Source organism: Yersinia sp. Marseille-Q3913 (assembly GCF_963892745.1).
Taxonomy (GTDB): Bacteria; Pseudomonadota; Gammaproteobacteria; order Enterobacterales; family Enterobacteriaceae; genus Yersinia; species Yersinia bercovieri.
The window spans coordinates 117478-133558 of the sequence record NZ_CAWQAF010000033.1 but is presented as its reverse complement, the minus strand read 5'-3'; the positions used below and the strand labels follow the sequence as shown (position 1 = coordinate 133558).

Sequence of the window (16081 nt, the reverse complement as noted above, 5' to 3'; positions counted from 1 at the left end):
CGCTTGTTATAGATTAGCATGGAAGGTTAGATCTAAAGTATAGCAGTTCAATAAATTCGCTAGCTAAACTGTTATAGGTGAGTAGGCGGTTAATAGAGATGTATATTATTTATTCATCAGGCGAAAGCAACCACTTAATGCTCACTTTCACCTGATGGCTTATCACAATGTGGGTAATAATGGTCTCAAAACAGGGTTAAACTGTCAGGACAATTTTGCCGATATGCGAACTACTTTCCATTAATTCATGCGCTTTTGATGCTTCTTCCAGTGGGAACGTGCGGAAGATCTGTGGCTTCATTTTGCTCTCACTCAGCAGCGGCCAAACTTGTTGCTCTAACTCTTTGGCGATCAGGGCTTTCTCCGCCACGCTGCGTGAACGCAATGTAGAACCAGTGTGTGTTAAGCGTTTTAGCAACATTAACATTAGGTTAAGGTTTTTGACGTTACCATTCTGCGTACCAATCTGAATAATACGACCATTCATGGCAGCAGCTTCATAATTGCGAGCGACATAGTCTCCGGCAATTAAATCGACAATAACATCGACGCCTTTACCGGATGTCGCTCGCTTGGTTTCAGCGACAAAGTCCTGAGTGTGGTAATTAATGGCGATGTCTGCCCCTAATGTTAGGCACGCCTGCCGCTTTTCCTCAGAACCTACAGTGACTATCACGGTTTTTGCGCCAAATGCTTTGCTTAGTAATATTGCAGTCGTTCCTATGCCGGAAGATCCTCCATGAATTAAAACAGTTTCACCTGCGGTAAAATGCCCACGCTGGAAGAGATTGGTCCATACAGTGAAGAATGTTTCAGGTAGCGCCGCCGCTTCGATATCAGTAAGGCTATCGGGGATCTGCAAGGCATTGGTTTCGTGTATGACGCAGTACTGGGCATAACCCCCACCCGCAATCAAGCCACACACTCTGTCTCCAATCTTAAAACGGCTGACATCGGCAGCGGTAGCAACCACTTCGCCAGCAACTTCTAATCCGGGAATATCGGAGGCCCCGGGCGGTGGTGCATATTGACCACGACGTTGCATCACATCTGGGCGGTTTACCCCGGCGGCAGAAACTTTAACCAGTATTTCACCAGAGGCAGGCATAGGGACAGGCCGAGTTACCGGCGCTAACACTTCCGGCCCGCCAGACTGTGCGATTTCAATCGCGACCATATTCGCCGGAAGATGAGCTGATAATTTCATAAAATTCCTTTGTCGCATGAAGGTGCCAGGTTAAAAGCTATACCCGTGGCTGAGTGAGTATCTTAGCGCTGTAATAGAAATAATTCATAGCGAGAATGTGCTTAAGTGATGGCTAGATTCAGGTGGGGTGCGGCATCGCAGGGGGTTAAAAAAAACCAAAAAAAAAGCGCCCAATAGGGCGGGCGCATAAATTTACAAAGGAGTCATACATGTATGGACAGACTTGCATGGCGACAAACAAGGCATGGCTAAAATCAAGACTAAGAGATGTTTGAACGCTTTGATTGTATGGGTGTTACGCCAGTGCTGATATAGGTATAAATCTGAAATTGCACGTCAATAGCGTTACAGATTCAACGGCTTTTCCCCCACAAGTTTAAGCTTGCCCACTAATCTAAGCGTTGTATTGCCAGCAAACTTGGTACTGGTAAATTCTGCCTGTCAGTAAATCATCTGCATGGACGCTAGGACTCCATGAGTCGTCACCACCAACACCCATATGGAAACCATCAATATTCAGCCAAGTCCCTTGCTCAGGTTTGAGTAGGTGCTGGTGGCTGGTGGTCATGAGTTGTTCTGTACTGTAACGGCTGATGCCAAAATGAAAGTGACCGGTCATTTGCCAATGACCGTAATTCAAGGTGCTGGTATTACAGCGCAATCCATTCTCGCTTGGGAATATGTAGGGTGTATGCATCCGCTCAAGGGGTTGCGACCAATGGCTATATTGTGCCGATAGTTGTCTATCAGGATAGTTTTCATGAGGCCCGGACCCTATCCAGTCAACATGTTCTGCGATATCTGATAATTGACAGCACATGCCGACTCTTGCCGGAGAGGGGAGTGCTGTCGCCACTTGCGTGCGGACATCAATGGTCATACGGCCTTGCTGATCAAAACGGTATAGCCAATGTGTATGCAATAACCGTTGACCCGCAAACTCGTAGCTGTACTCGGCACTGATTTGTATTGAGCTAGATAAACTATCAGCCTGTAGTGATAAGCAACGCGATTCCAACTGATACATCCCCGCCTTCTTCCAGCGCTCAACCCAGGCGTTGGGATCGATACGAGTGGTTTCACTGATACCAATATCGTTATCAAGCGGGGCACGGACAAACTGATCACGTAGTGGGCTGAGTAACATTGGTTTTTCACCCACCCACCACTGCTCTAACAACCCAGATTGACGATTGAACTGCCAGCGCTGCTGCTGGTGTGTCACGATAATGTAGTGCGTGTCTTGGTGCAGTTGAAGGATGCCTGGTTGGCTCTCTTCGGGGAAATGGTCGGGCTGCGCAAAAAGAGCCTGTGGTAAATGCCACTGATGCCATGCACTGCGATGATCACTTGGCGACCAAGGAGTCTCATTTATCTGGCTGACCTCAATATTCAACCATAAATTACCGGGGTTATCGATGATGGGTAGCTGCTCGGCTAGTGTGTAATTGCGTGTACTTTCGGGGAGCAAATCCAGCGATAGGTAACCTTCTAGCACGGTTTCGCCTTCGCATTCAATGCGCCAATAGAGGCGTTCGTTGTCGCTGCTTCTAAATAGATATTCGCTGGTGACACTGATCACTAATGGTGCGGTACTCAATAATGAAAATTGGAAGAACTGTTGCGCGCATTGCGCTTCGTACAAGCTTGGGTGTGGGCTGCGATCAGGGAAGAGTAACCCATTCATACAGAATTGACGGTCATTGGGTTTATCGCCAAAATCACCACCGTATGCCCAATAAGGCTGACCATGCTCATCATGGCGGGTGAGGCTTTGATCTACCCAATCCCAAACAAATCCCCCCTGTAGCCGAGGATACTGGCGAAATGCTTGCCAATAGCGGGCAAAACCGCCAAAGCTATTACCCATTGCATGGGCATATTCACACAAAATCAATGGGCGGGACTCATCCGGCAAGCCCACCCATTTCTTAATTGACCATTTGGGTACCGCAGGAAAGGGCTGGTCCTCATCTACACGGGCATACATTGGGCACACAATGTCAGTAGCGGCAGTGTTTGCACCGCCCCCCTCATATTGTATCGGGCGAGTCGGGTCATTACTTTTTACCCAACGGTAGAGAGCATCATGGGTTGCACCATGGCCCGATTCGTTGCCCAATGACCAGATAATGATACAAGGGTGGTTGCGGTCACGCTGAACCATTCGTGTCACTCGCTCACTGAAAGCTGAAAACCACTGTGGGTCATCAGCTAAACGCCCCATAGGCTGCATGCCATGTGTTTCGATATTGGCTTCGTCAACCACATACAGCCCGTAGCGATCACACAATCGGTACCATAATGGGTGATTTGGATAGTGGGAGCAGCGCACGGCATTAAAGTTATGTTGCTTCATCAGAATGATGTCTTGCCGCATGCTCTCTTCATCTACTGCTTGGCCGGTTTGCGGATGATGTTCGTGACGATTGACCCCACGAACAAGTATCGCTTTGCCATTAACCTTAAGCTGGCCCTGATGAATGGCAACCTGTCGGAAACCGACATCATAGGCTTCCGCCTCGATCAGTTCATGCCGGTTATTTAGCAGGGAAACAACCGCACGATACAATGTAGGCTGCTCTGCGCTCCATAATAAGGGTCGATCGACTCGTAAGCATAAACGAGTGCGGTCAAAATAAGGGCCACGTTCGTCAATTACCCGTGTGCCCAGCGGTTGTTGCAAACTTGCAATCAATTGATCAGCTAGCCAAAGTTGTACGCTGACTTGATAGGCTCCTGTGACCCGTGGGTCATTAATAGCAAGCGGTGGGATGTTAACCGCTGCCATCACCTCTAAATTGGCAGAGCTAAACTCCGGGGATAGATGAGTCGCGATATGAATATCACGCAAGTGAATCTCTGGCTTATGCAGCAAACTGACATCACGAAAAATACCGCTCATGCGCCACATATCCTGGTCTTCAAGATAGGAGCCATCGCTCCAGCGCAGCACTAAAACGGCGATACGGTTATTTCCCGCCTGCAAATAAGGTGTGAGATCGAACTCGGCGGGCAGGCGGCTGTCTTGGGAGTAACCGACCCACTTCCCATTACACCACAGGTAAAATGCTGAATTAACGCCATCAAAAATAATGCGTGTCTGGCCTGACGCGAGCCAATCTGGTGCTAACGTAAAATCACGCGAATAGCAGCCAGTTGGGTTCTTTTTTGGCACGTAGGGGGGATCAACTGGAATAGGGTATTGCACGTTAGTATAAATGGGCATGTCATAGCCATGGAGCTGCCAATTGGCGGGAACTGGCAGCTTTTTTACCCCCATTAAATCTTGATCAACCCAACTATCGGGGACGTACTCTGGTTGGGTGAAATAGCTAAATGACCAGGATCCATTAAGCAACTGCCGCTGTGCAGAAGGTGAGTCGCTTTGTGCGGCGTTAACGTCACGCCAACTTTGAAAGGGGGGATGCGCCTCAAGGCGGTGATACTGCGTCACTTGCGGGTTCTCCCAGTCCCTGCGAGACAAAATCTGCGATAGGGTTGGCTTAGCCTGCTGTTGATCCCTTTGCTGTGACGTCATGATATCAACCTCATTTTTTGCGAAAATTATCTTGTTTTAGTCAGCGATAGAAATAAATGTTATGCGCTCACAATTACGATGCATTCAAGATGAATTCAGTGGCAGATAAAGTAAATAGCTGTTGGTTAAATAGTCGAGAGTGATCGCATTTATTCGTTTTTAGGCGCAAATGGGGCAGTTGTCTGACGTATCGTTAGCTGGGTGGCTAATAGCAACGTTTCAGAAGGGGGCTCAATGGTATGGTGCAACCTGACTATCAGGCGGGAGACGCTCTCTTCACCCAACAGTTTGAAATTTTGTCTGACAGTGGTCAGTGGTGGGTGGAAATAGGCGCTGTCTGCGGTGTCATCGTAACCAATGACGGAGACTTGCTCCGGCACATCAATATTATGCTCATGCAGTGCACGTAGCACGCCAAGCGCCATTTGGTCGTTAGCTACTAAAATGGCACTAAAGAGGATGTGGCTGGTCATGAGTTTCTGCGTTGCCTGATAACCACTTAGTGCATCCCACTCCCCGTGATAGACCGCCTGTGGCACTAATGAGGAACGGCTCAGAGCCTGTAGCCAGCCCTGATAGCGCAATTGGGATGAAATAGCCTCTTTCGGCCCGCAAATCAGTGCTATTTGCTGGTGGCCTAACTCAATCAGGTAGTCTGCCCCCTGAATGGCCCCGACCTTGGGGTCAAACAAGACACTGAAAGCGGCAGATTGCGGGTCAACATCCAGAAACAACACCGGAGTCCCTGCACACTGCTGGACAACTTTCTGACTGCGGGTTGGTTTCAGAGGAACGTTGACTAAAATGCCATCAACCCGTTGAGCTAATAGCTCATTTATGGCTTGCTGACAGGCATGGTCACTGTGGTCATCTACCATGGCAATGACAATTGAATATCCCAATTCACAAGCTTTGCTTTTTATTGCCGCCGCGATTTGCGAAGGGGCATGTAAGGAGAGATCCGTGGTTGCCAGCCCTAGAGTAAGACTATGTTTGCCCGCTAATTGCTGCGCTACCCGGTTAGGAACATAATTCAGGTCAGTCATGGCCTGTTCAACCTTGCTGCGAGTTTTGGGCGAGACATGGTCTGCCTGATTTAAAACACGGGATACGGTTTGATACGAAACACCAGCTTGGCGTGCGACATCATCTAAAGTGACAGATTTCGGCCTCATGTGTCTCTCTCGGGGTAGGTGGCTGCTTATTCTAGCAAAATTTTAAGATAAACTTTTAGCACTGGCCGGTAAACGTGATGAAAAGCAGTCTATTTAGCGTATTTTGATATTTTTTCCTGAATGCGGCAGTATGCCTTGATTCTGAGGGCCATTAATTTGGTGATTATTCCGTGTAAAAATGAGTATCAAGAGTATAATAAATAGCTTTTTTGGCTTTATTTTAGGCGACTGATCAAGAATCTTCTGCTTGCCTGCTAAAAAGAGTTGCTATTAAAAGCCGGTCATGAGTTAATGCGTCTCGGCCTGTGGTACAGACCTATTTATGCACGACATCTTGAGTAAAGTGGTTCATATTTAAAGCGTTATCGTTGATAGCTCTTCACTGACGAATTTCCTTCATAGTGCCTCCATAAGTAACGACTGATAACCGGCTATAACACGCCCATGGTGGCAAAATTTTTTAATAAAGGAAATAAACATGTCTAACATGATGAAAGGTCAAGTAAAGTGGTTCAACGAGTCTAAAGGCTTCGGTTTCATCACTCCAGCTGATGGCAGCAAAGACGTGTTCGTTCACTTCTCTGCAATCCAAGATCAAGGCTTCAAGACCCTGGCTGAAGGCCAGAATGTACAGTTCTCTATCGAGAACGGTGCTAAAGGTCCGTCTGCAGCAAACGTAACTGCAATCTAATTGGCCTTTGGCTGATTATCAAAAAACCCGCTAAGGCGGGTTTTTTATTATCTAGCGTAAAGAAAAATCGGCTGTACACAGTAAATTTTTGATGTCAGACACCTCCGATCTGGTTAACCGTTCTTTTGGCTCCGCTGACTGACTCAAATCTACCCGTTATACGAAAAAGTCTCTCTCTTCCCTCAAATAAATTCACCAAAAGCATACCGTTACCTGCACGTAAGCCTTATCATTCTCATTTGATTTTGCACTATACCCGTTATACTTGAAGTCGCAGGGGGCTAGCTGCAACTCCAATGAGTTTGGGTATACACTAGTGGCATTGATTTAATTGAAGGTAATATCATGAAAGTGAATGATCGGGTGACAGTAAAAACTGATGGCGGCCCACGACGTGAAGGGGCTGTTTTAGAGGTAGAGCAGTTTAGTGAGGGCGTCATGTACCTGGTTGCACTGGAAGATTATCCAGCAGGTGTCTGGTTCTTTAATGAAATTGATAGCCATGATGGCACTTTTGTTGAGCCGCTGCACAAGTAGTACGGGTACTACACCTGATGCTTACAATAAAAAACCGGAGGAGGGTGCCTGCCTTGCCTCCGGTTTTGCTATTTAATGTTATCAATCTTAGCTTGGCTGAATTTTAGGTATCAATAACTCAGAAGGTTTCCCAATTCAGCGAGTCATCACCTGACTTTTTATTTGCACCTTTACTGTTTTGACCGGTTGGCGCGAGTGCTGTTCTCTTAACCTTAGACGCAGGGTTATGGCCGTTTAGATGGAACACTGCAACAGCCTGCGTCAATACTTCAGCTTGTTGTTCCAGTGATGCCGCCGCAGCTGAGGCTTCCTGCACTAAAGAGGCGTTTTGTTGCGTCACGTTATCCATTTCTGAAACCGCTTGCGCAACCTGGTTGATACCTCGGCTTTGCTCATCAGAAGCCGAAGCTATTTCACCCATAATATCAGTGACATGAGTAACGGCCGTCACGATTTCGCTCATTGTTTTTCCCGCGTCGGACACCAAAATTGAGCCATCACCAATCAAGTCAACAGATGCCTCAATCAATAACTCTATCTCTTTAGCGGCATCGGCACTGCGTTGTGCCAGATTGCGAACTTCACTGGCGACCACGGCGAAACCACGGCCTTGTTCACCTGCGCGAGCAGCTTCAACCGCAGCATTCAGTGCCAGGATGTTGGTTTGGAAAGCAATGCTATTTATTACATTGGTAATTTCAGCAATTTTCATTGAGCTGAGGGATATTTTATCCATCGTGTTGACGACATCATCAACAATGTCACCACCTTGGGCCGCTTTAGCCGAGGCATTAGCCGCCAGTTGGCTGGCATGGTGGGCATTCTCGGCATTTTGTTTCACTGTCGCGGTGAGTTGCTCCATGCTGGCGGCAGTCTGTTCAAGTGAAGCGGCTTGCTGCTCAGTGCGTGCCGAAAGGTCGGTATTGCCCAGCGCAATTTCGCTGGAACCTTGGTAAATAGATTCAGCACTGCTGCGGACAGCTTCGACTGTAGTGGATAATGAGTCTTGCATGTGCTGAATATTGTTACCCAATACACCTATCTCATTACGGCCAAAGGCTACGGGCGTTTGGGTCAAATCACCTTGAGCAATGCGCTGAATGCGCTCTACCAGCCAATTAATCGGCTTGATGATAACCCTGCTGATCACTAAAAAAGCGATCAACGTTAATAGAATAGCCAGAATAAAGGCTCCCCCCATCAATATGTAACCAAGGCGGGCTTCTTGCTGAGCTGTCTGGTTGATTTGGGTGGCGCGTTCTGTGCGATATTTAACCGCTTTTAACAATGGCTCATTGTAAGCACTGTCCAACTGATTAAGTTTTTCTGCCTCAAGGGAGATAACTTCTTCAAAATGCCCCTCTTTGGTCGCGTCGAGCATGAGTTTCATCCCATCGTCGCGATACTGCTCATAGGCTTTTTTCAGCGGCCCATCCAGAGCGGTGTCAGTTTCAGACTTAACCGGGCGGTTATAGTAGAGGTTAAACATTTGTTGTGACTGAGCAATCCAGCCTTCAGCACTCTTTAGGCCCTGCTGGTAACCCTCGGTATCACCGATACGTGCCGATGATGCTGCTTGAATAAGAATAAGGCGTGCAGTGCGCAGGTAATTCGAGCTATTCGATAGACCCAGTCGGATATCCAGCTCTTGGGTCGCTTCTTCAAGTGATTGGTTACTTTGTTTTAAAAAGTAGCCTGACGTACCAATTGCCGCTGCAAATAAGAGTAGTATCCCCGCCAAGATGGCGATAAACAAAGTGACCAGACGCATGTTATTAACAAACAGTACTTTCGTATTTGCACTCTGTTCTGGCGTTATTTTTCGATCCAATGGCTGATGCGTACTTCCACGTTTCATTGTCAGTTCCGTTTCTATAGTCGCTCGAGGAAAGGTCCTTGCCTGCTATACCCTGCTTACTTGAAGCTGTAGCCTTGTTCGCTGTCACTTCGATCACCTTGGGCGCAGGCATCGCTACTTAAAATTAATTCACCCCTATATTGAAAATAATCCCAACAATCCTTTAAGAACCTATCGGCAACGGGCCTAAAATAGTTAGGGCTATAAATGAGATCACGGTCGCAGTTTAGATTAAAGATTCCTTACATTTCTGTAATTGAGTCAATGACTTGATAGTAGATTTTCATGAGCAACCATGTAGCGAAGGGAGGGGGGTGATTGAGATTGCTCTGTAGTGCTCTTTTCCAGCGGTGAGATCCGTGAAGATAATGTCTAATAATTCAAAGCAATTAATTAATTGCCAATATTATAAATATTAATTTCATTATTTAATTCACTTGGATTGGTTTAGTCTTTGTTTAGGAATATAAGCTTTACATAATTATCACCCGCAACTATACTCTTGGAAAAATCGGATGGAGAAACTAATGGATACGCAAAGTAGTAGTCAAATAAGTAAGGCAAGCTAACTTATCTCCCTATTGATTTGTTGCTTGCCGAAAAATGGCGGGCAGCACCCTCTCTCTATTTTCTGAGCTGTGCAATCCCAATAATGTTTTAACTCGATGAGAAACCATCGAGGGTATTAATTTGGGTTTTTATTATGGTATTTAACAACCACGCACTATTCCCTCCTGACCTAAACATAGGTTCTTGCTGAGTAATACCTTAAGTATATCTCTCAGCACAATTACCTGTGTGCTAAATAGCACATGATTATTCTACCAATGATTAATTCATGGAGAGAATCATGGCAATAACTCCTTTTGTCGTAAATTTATTATTGGCGATGTGTCTCGGCGCGTTAATTGGTGCTGAAAGACAATGGCGTCAACGGATGGCGGGTTTACGTACTAATGCATTGGTTGCCACCGGTGCTGCGGTATTTATTCTTAGCTCTTATGCCACCTCACCGGACAGCCCTGGGCGTATTGCCGCTCAAGTTGTTTCAGGAATTGGTTTCCTCGGGGCGGGCGTTATTATGCGCGAAGGCATGAATATCCGAGGATTGAATACAGCAGCAACACTTTGGTGTTCAGCGGGTATTGGTGTGCTTTGTGGTCTGGGATTATATTGGAATGCCGTGGCGGCAACTGCGGTTATTCTGTGCGCTAATATATTATTACGTGAAGCCGCACAACGTATTAACTTACAACCCCAGCAACAAGCCGTAGATTTAGAAGTTCGCTACCGGATTCAGGTTACCTGCGGTACAGAGGATGAAATATTGGTCCGCACACTTATTTTACAGGCATTAAATGGTGTGGCATTACGGTTGCAATCACTTTGCAGCGCCGATATTGCTAAGCCCGGCCAGTTGGAAGTCTGTGCTGAAATAGTGGCAACACCTGCGGCACAGAAAGAGATTGAAGGTATTGTTTGTCGCGTAAGCTTGGAGCGCAGTGTTAGCTCTATTCATTGGCGTATTGCATCTGAATTGCCGGCATAACAAATAAAAGAGGCAGATCTTTTTTTAATCAATAATAAATAATAATAGCACTGACCCATGAGGTAGTAAGGAGTTGTTATGGATGATCACCCCGGAGTTAACTTAATTAGCTGCTGCTAATTAAATATAAAATTGGCAGCGCAATAATAGTTCAGCACAACTTATCTCAACTTTCTTGAGCGGATAAGCCCTGTGTATTTAGAATTAAAAGAGAAGCGTTATGACCAAATTTAAAGAGACAGCGACAAACCGCAGCAATAATAAAAAAACATTTACTATTGCATTAGAGGCTAAAAATAGCTTGGATCAAACCTTATCCAAGCTGAATGCAAATCTAAATGGGCTGACTGAAGAAGATGCCAGAGAGCGGCTGGAATTATACGGTATCAATCAAGTCGCGCATGAGAAAGCACCACCGGCCCTGACTCAATTACTGGCTGCATTTAATAACCCGTTTATTTTTGTTTTGATGGTTTTGGCGGCGATTAGTTTTTTTACTGACTATTGGTTGCCATTGCAACGTGGTGAAGAGACCGACTTGGTTGGCGTCACTATAATTGTCACTATGGTATTGATCAGCGGACTATTACGTTTCTGGCAGGAGTTCCGAACCAATAAAGCTGCAGAAGCACTGAAATCAATGGTGCGCACCACCGCGACTGTATTGCGTCGGAGTAGCCACAGTGCTCAGCCAGCAAAACAGGAAATTGCGATTAAGCAATTGGTGCCGGGTGATATTATTCTTTTATCAGCTGGAGATATGATCCCTGCTGATTTACGGCTGATTAAATCCAGAGATCTGTTTATTAGTCAGGCAATTCTGACTGGCGAGGCCATACCCATCGAAAAGTACGATGCGATGGGCGACATCAGCTCAAAATCAGTCGATGCGGATGCCAGTAGTGAGAGCGAACTACTTGAATTGTCTAATATCTGTCTGATGGGAACCAATGTTGCCAGCGGGACGGCAATGGCGGTGGTGGTTGCCACCGGCGGGCATACTTATTTCGGGTCGCTTGCTAAGTCAATTGTGGGCAATTGTGCACAAACGGCTTTTGATCGCGGGGTTAACAGTGTCAGTTGGTTATTGATCCGCTTTATGTTGGTGATGGTCCCCATTGTATTGCTGATTAATGGCTTTACCAAAGGGGATTGGACCGAGGCGGCACTGTTTGCTTTGGCGGTTGCGGTGGGGTTGACCCCTGAAATGTTGCCGATGATTGTCAGCTCTAACCTGGCGAAAGGCGCCATCGCGATGTCACGGCGAAAAGTTGTGGTTAAGCGATTGAATGCAATACAAAATTTTGGCGCGATGGATGTATTATGTACGGATAAAACCGGCACATTAACCCAGGACCGTATCATTCTTGAGCACCATTTAGATGCCAATGGCACTAATGACCAGCAGGTACTGCAACTGGCATGGCTCAATAGTTTCCACCAAAGTGGTATGCGTAATCTGATGGACCAGGCGGTCATCAAATTTAGCCGAGGCAAACCTGAGATCGATGCGCTGCGCGGCTTTAATAAAGTAGATGAGCTGCCCTTTGATTTCATCCGCCGCCGTTTGTCGATAGTGGTAAAAGATGAGCAGCAACAGCAGCGTTTAATCTGTAAAGGTGCGGTAGAGGAGATGCTGAGCATCTGTACTCAAGTCCGCGAGGGGAGTGAAATAGTCCCATTGGATGATAGCCGCCGGGCTGAATTACTGGCGTTAGCCACGCAATATAACGAAGATGGTTTTCGTGTCTTGCTACTGGCAACCCACGAGTTGGGGGCTCAAGCCAGTGAATTGCCGTTAAATATTGCTGATGAACGCGATCTGGTGGTGCAAGGGTTATTGACGTTCCTCGACCCGCCGAAAGAGAGCGCCGAGGCCGCGATCACCGCGTTGCGTGAAAACGGCGTCGCAGTCAAGGTGCTAACGGGCGATAACCCGATTATTACGGCAAAAATCTGCCGTGACGTGGGGCTAGAACCGGGCGAGCCGTTGAGTGGTCGTGATATTGAAAGCATGGATGATGAAACCCTGGCGCGGGAAGTGGAGTTGCGCACGGTGTTTACCAAGTTGACGCCGCTGCAAAAATCACGGGTGCTGAAAATGCTGCAAAGTAATGGGCATACCGTTGGTTTTCTGGGGGATGGCATCAATGACGCGCCGGCGTTGCGCGATGCTGATGTGGGGATTTCGGTTGATACCGGCACGGATATTGCCAAAGAGTCAGCAGATATCATTTTGTTGGAAAAGAACCTGATGGTGCTCGAAGAGGGGGTCATTATTGGACGTGAAACCTTCGGTAATATCATCAAGTATCTGAATATGACAGCCAGTTCTAACTTCGGTAATGTGTTCTCGGTATTAGTGGCCAGCGCATTTATTCCATTCCTACCAATGTTAGCTATCCACCTACTGTTACAAAACCTGATGTATGACATTTCCCAGCTTTCACTGCCGTGGGATAAGATGGATAAAGAGTTTTTACGTAAACCGCGCAAGTGGGATGCTAAAAATATTGGCCGCTTTATGCTATGGATTGGGCCAACTTCATCCATTTTTGATATTACCACCTTTGCATTGATGTGGTTTGTTTTTGCCGCTAATAGTGTCGAGCATCAGGCTTTGTTCCAGTCAGGTTGGTTTATTGAGGGTCTGTTATCGCAAACGTTGGTTGTTCATATGTTGCGCACACAAAAAATTCCGTTTATTCAAAGTACGGCGGCGTTGCCAGTACTATTGACGACGGGGTTAATTATGGCTATCGGCATCTATATTCCGTTTTCACCACTGGGAACTTTGGTCGGCTTAGTACCACTACCCTGGGAATATTTCCCATGGCTGGCAGGAACACTGATCAGCTACTGTGTCGTTGCGCAACTGATGAAACAGTTCTATATCCGCCGTTTCGGCAAGTGGTTCTAACCGTAACCATACTTGCATAACATGATGTAATAGAAGGATATCCGGGGCCAAATAGCCCCGGAATAATAACTGAGATTTATTGCTGTTGATTGGCTGCCACTGCCGCCATGAGGCGAAAAAGTGGCCACTCAAAGAGGGACGATGAGGACATCCACTGTGCTGGTATTAATCAGCCGAGCCGCTGAGCAAGAGAACTTATTAATCAAACGGGTGCTGTGGTTGCCACAGATAACCAAATCAATATGCCGCTGCTGGCAACAGTAAGCCAGGCTATCAGCGAATTCACCATGAACCACGGTTCTACTCTTAACCGGATAGCCGGCATTAATAGCCAATCTCTCCATAAATAGCTGTGCTTCTTCTTGTAACACCGTTCGCAAATCACCGAGCATAGGTGCTGCGTAGCTGCTGTACATTTCGGGTTCGGCCGTCAATGTGATTAGCGAAATATTGCCGTTATAGGGGCGAACGATGGAAACGGCTTTATCAACTAATTGTTGGCTTTCGGGTGAAAGAGCAACTGCGACCAGTACATTGCTGTATCCCATTATTACGCTCCCATAAGCACAGCTATTGATTAAAGAGTAGGGCATCACAGATTTCATAAATGAGATGTTAATCACATTTAGTGGTAACCGGTTAAAAATACTAGCTATTGCAGTGACTTAATTAACCTAGCAGTTAAAAAATCACATGGCAAACTTATGACTCAAACATTATTAATTAATTTATCTTACATTTTATTTACAAATCCCTTGCAAAAATGAGGATATGAACCAAAGTTGAAAAGGCGAGCGATGAGAATGTGTCTGGTTAAGCGAAAGTGAAATATGTAGTTACCTCTGTTGCCTTTTTTACTACGCGACGTCGATCTTTTTAACGCTAAAAGGTGGGTTGGTTAATAAGTGATCGATAAGTGGTAGTTATTGTAATCGCATAAATATTCGTTAAAGAAAAATAGTCCCGACAGGTTACTTATAGTCTTACCGAGTAATTAGGGGTGATCGCAGTCCTTAATGCTGATAATTTCAGGTTATGACAGATTTATGTTCTGCTATTTTGTTTTAGGAATGCATTTGTTCGAATTGATCTAAAAACAGTAAGAATTGGGCCTATATCCTTAGTTTTTTAGCTCTTTTCTGACTTCTGGTTGTTTTTTGAACGCGCCGGTGGTTAGTAAATGAACAGTTTCGACAGGTAGTAGCAACTTTTTATTTTATTTTTGTGATGCATATCACATTACATTTAAAATGAATCACTAGTCACATTGTATGTGCTAACGATTCGGGAGTAGAGTTGGGCCTCTTTAGGAATAATCCTAATATTTTGTAAGAAAAGTTCCATGATGGTGGTGCATTATCAGAGCAGCACAAAATTCAGCTGCCAGGCCAACGACATGCTGTTTCATACCAAAATGGTATTTTTTGTAACGTAACACCAGTAGGTTTCAATTACTTTTAGTTCTATAGGTGCTAATTAACTGTATAACGGGAAGGATCCCAGGTCTTGGGTGAAAAATACTATCATCCAACTTATGTTTTAAAACATAATCAGTCGGGATGTGTAAAATGAGTACGTCTGAATTACTCAAACATATTTATGATATTAATTTGTCATATTTGCTCTTAGCGCAGCGGTTAATTAACGATGAGAAAGCCTCAGCGATGTTTCGCTTGGGTATTACTGATAGCATGGCCAATGCATTATCACAGTTAACCTTACCGCAAATGGTTAAATTGGCTGAGACTAACCAATTAGTCTGTCATTTCCGCTTCAGTGATCACAACACTATTCATCATCTGACGAAAGAGTCTCGTGTGGATGACTTGCAGCAAATCCATACCGGAATTTTATTGTCGAGCCACTTACTCCACGAACTATCGTTAAAAGACGGTAGTGCACCTAAGAGAAGAGCATGACAGATGGTTGAGAAAAGTATTGTCCAGGAAGCCAAAGACATTCATTTGGCAATGGAGTTGATAACTTTAGGTGCGCGTTTACAGATGCTGGAAAGCGAAACGCAACTCAGCCGGGGGCGTTTAATTAAGCTCTACAAAGAGCTGAGAGGCAGCCCGCCACCGAAAGGAATGTTACCATTTTCCACCGATTGGTTTATGACTTGGGAACAAAATATTCATTCATCGATGTTTTATAACGCCTATAGTTTCTTGCTAAAAAGCGGACAATGCACCGGTGTTGAGGCCGTTATTAAGGCTTATCGTCTCTATCTGGAACAGTGCCCTGATCAGTCGGGTATCCCGCCATTGCTGGCGTTAACCCGTGCCTGGACACTGGTTCGATTCGTTGACAGTGGTATGTTGCAGCTCTCAGGTTGCAATTGCTGTGGTGGGACTTTTATCACCCATGCGCACCAGCCACGAAACAGCTTTGTCTGTAGTCTCTGCCAGCCACCTTCCCGCGCAGTAAAAAAACGTAAACTTTCTCCGCCATCTGCCGATATAACTTCACAACTGCTGGATGAGCAGGTTAAACGCGCAGTTTGAGTTTCTTTGATTTGCCTGAATTTTTGGTTACAGCGGCGGTATGGATACCGTTTCTGTAGCCAGTTAATGGCAACTCATCACACTCAAAGGGTGCTAACA

General features: G+C 45.8%; 11 protein-coding genes. 6 read left to right on the top strand and 5 right to left on the bottom strand.

All coding sequences use genetic code 11. The features are described from left to right. Nucleotides 1-196 precede the first annotated feature (196 nt). From AACW11_RS14005 to AACW11_RS13995, 3 genes are all read right to left on the bottom strand, one after another. On the bottom strand, nt 197-1207 hold the full coding sequence (locus AACW11_RS14005) for an NAD(P)H-quinone oxidoreductase (protein WP_212584502.1): 1011 nt from the start codon (nt 1205-1207) through the stop codon (nt 197-199). A 394-nt stretch (nt 1208-1601) separates the two neighbouring features. Further along, on the bottom strand, nt 1602-4748 hold the full coding sequence (locus tag AACW11_RS14000; protein ID WP_212584501.1) for a beta-galactosidase: 3147 nt from the start codon (nt 4746-4748) through the stop codon (nt 1602-1604). Between the two features lie 149 nt (nt 4749-4897). Continuing rightward, nucleotides 4898-5923 carry a LacI family DNA-binding transcriptional regulator gene (locus AACW11_RS13995; RefSeq protein ID WP_212584500.1) on the bottom strand — a complete coding sequence of 342 codons (1026 nt, stop codon included), beginning with the start codon at nt 5921-5923 and terminating at the stop codon, nt 4898-4900. Nucleotides 5924-6401: 478 nt separating this feature from the next. Here AACW11_RS13995 and cspE point away from each other — a divergent pair, with 478 nt between their 5' ends. After that, on the top strand, nt 6402-6614 hold the full coding sequence (cspE, locus tag AACW11_RS13990) for a transcription antiterminator/RNA stability regulator CspE (protein WP_002210893.1): 213 nt from the start codon (nt 6402-6404) through the stop codon (nt 6612-6614). 345 nt (nt 6615-6959) lie between these two features. Further along, nucleotides 6960-7151, top strand: a complete 192-nt coding sequence (gene dsrB / locus AACW11_RS13985) for a protein DsrB (protein ID WP_212584499.1) — start codon at nt 6960-6962, stop codon at nt 7149-7151. Nucleotides 7152-7269: 118 nt separating this feature from the next. On the opposite strand, the gene AACW11_RS13980 is transcribed toward dsrB, so the two are convergent. Continuing rightward, nucleotides 7270-9009 (bottom strand): methyl-accepting chemotaxis protein, encoded by a 1740-nt coding sequence (locus tag AACW11_RS13980; protein ID WP_212584498.1) that lies wholly within the window; start codon nt 9007-9009, stop codon nt 7270-7272. An 850-nt stretch (nt 9010-9859) separates the two neighbouring features. On the opposite strand from AACW11_RS13980, the gene AACW11_RS13975 reads away from it, so the two are divergent. Both AACW11_RS13975 and mgtA read left to right on the top strand, forming a co-directional pair. After that, nucleotides 9860-10558: an MgtC family protein gene (locus AACW11_RS13975; protein ID WP_212584497.1), complete on the top strand. Its 699-nt coding sequence runs from the start codon at nt 9860-9862 to the stop codon at nt 10556-10558. A 220-nt stretch (nt 10559-10778) separates the two neighbouring features. Continuing rightward, nucleotides 10779-13478 (top strand): magnesium-translocating P-type ATPase, encoded by a 2700-nt coding sequence (mgtA, locus tag AACW11_RS13970; protein WP_212584496.1) that lies wholly within the window; start codon nt 10779-10781, stop codon nt 13476-13478. 128 nt (nt 13479-13606) lie between these two features. Here mgtA and uspC read toward each other — a convergent pair whose 3' ends face one another. Then, nucleotides 13607-14026 carry a universal stress protein UspC gene (gene uspC / locus AACW11_RS13965; protein WP_212584495.1) on the bottom strand — a complete coding sequence of 140 codons (420 nt, stop codon included), beginning with the start codon at nt 14024-14026 and terminating at the stop codon, nt 13607-13609. A 1020-nt stretch (nt 14027-15046) separates the two neighbouring features. Between uspC and flhD the strand changes: the two genes are divergently transcribed. Together flhD and flhC are read left to right on the top strand one after the other, a co-directional pair. Continuing rightward, complete coding sequence (flhD, locus tag AACW11_RS13960) at nt 15047-15397, top strand: flagellar transcriptional regulator FlhD (RefSeq protein WP_212584494.1); 351 nt, start codon at nt 15047-15049, stop codon at nt 15395-15397. Nucleotides 15398-15400: 3 nt separating this feature from the next. Next, nucleotides 15401-15982: a flagellar transcriptional regulator FlhC gene (gene flhC, locus AACW11_RS13955; protein WP_212584493.1), complete on the top strand. Its 582-nt coding sequence runs from the start codon at nt 15401-15403 to the stop codon at nt 15980-15982. Nucleotides 15983-16081 lie beyond the last annotated feature (99 nt).

What these genes read in the sequence shown, in the direction of transcription:
- AACW11_RS14005 (WP_212584502.1), bottom strand. Translation starts at nt 1,207, where the DNA reads ATGAAATTATCAGCTCATCTTCCGGCGAATATGGTCGCGATTGAAATC.
- AACW11_RS14000 (WP_212584501.1), bottom strand. Translation starts at nt 4,748, where the DNA reads ATGACGTCACAGCAAAGGGATCAACAGCAGGCTAAGCCAACCCTATCG.
- AACW11_RS13995 (WP_212584500.1), bottom strand. Translation starts at nt 5,923, where the DNA reads ATGAGGCCGAAATCTGTCACTTTAGATGATGTCGCACGCCAAGCTGGT.
- cspE (WP_002210893.1), top strand. Translation starts at nt 6,402, where the DNA reads ATGTCTAACATGATGAAAGGTCAAGTAAAGTGGTTCAACGAGTCTAAA.
- dsrB (WP_212584499.1), top strand. Translation starts at nt 6,960, where the DNA reads ATGAAAGTGAATGATCGGGTGACAGTAAAAACTGATGGCGGCCCACGA.
- AACW11_RS13980 (WP_212584498.1), bottom strand. Translation starts at nt 9,009, where the DNA reads ATGAAACGTGGAAGTACGCATCAGCCATTGGATCGAAAAATAACGCCA.
- AACW11_RS13975 (WP_212584497.1), top strand. Translation starts at nt 9,860, where the DNA reads ATGGCAATAACTCCTTTTGTCGTAAATTTATTATTGGCGATGTGTCTC.
- mgtA (WP_212584496.1), top strand. Translation starts at nt 10,779, where the DNA reads ATGACCAAATTTAAAGAGACAGCGACAAACCGCAGCAATAATAAAAAA.
- uspC (WP_212584495.1), bottom strand. Translation starts at nt 14,026, where the DNA reads ATGGGATACAGCAATGTACTGGTCGCAGTTGCTCTTTCACCCGAAAGC.
- flhD (WP_212584494.1), top strand. Translation starts at nt 15,047, where the DNA reads ATGAGTACGTCTGAATTACTCAAACATATTTATGATATTAATTTGTCA.
- flhC (WP_212584493.1), top strand. Translation starts at nt 15,401, where the DNA reads ATGGTTGAGAAAAGTATTGTCCAGGAAGCCAAAGACATTCATTTGGCA.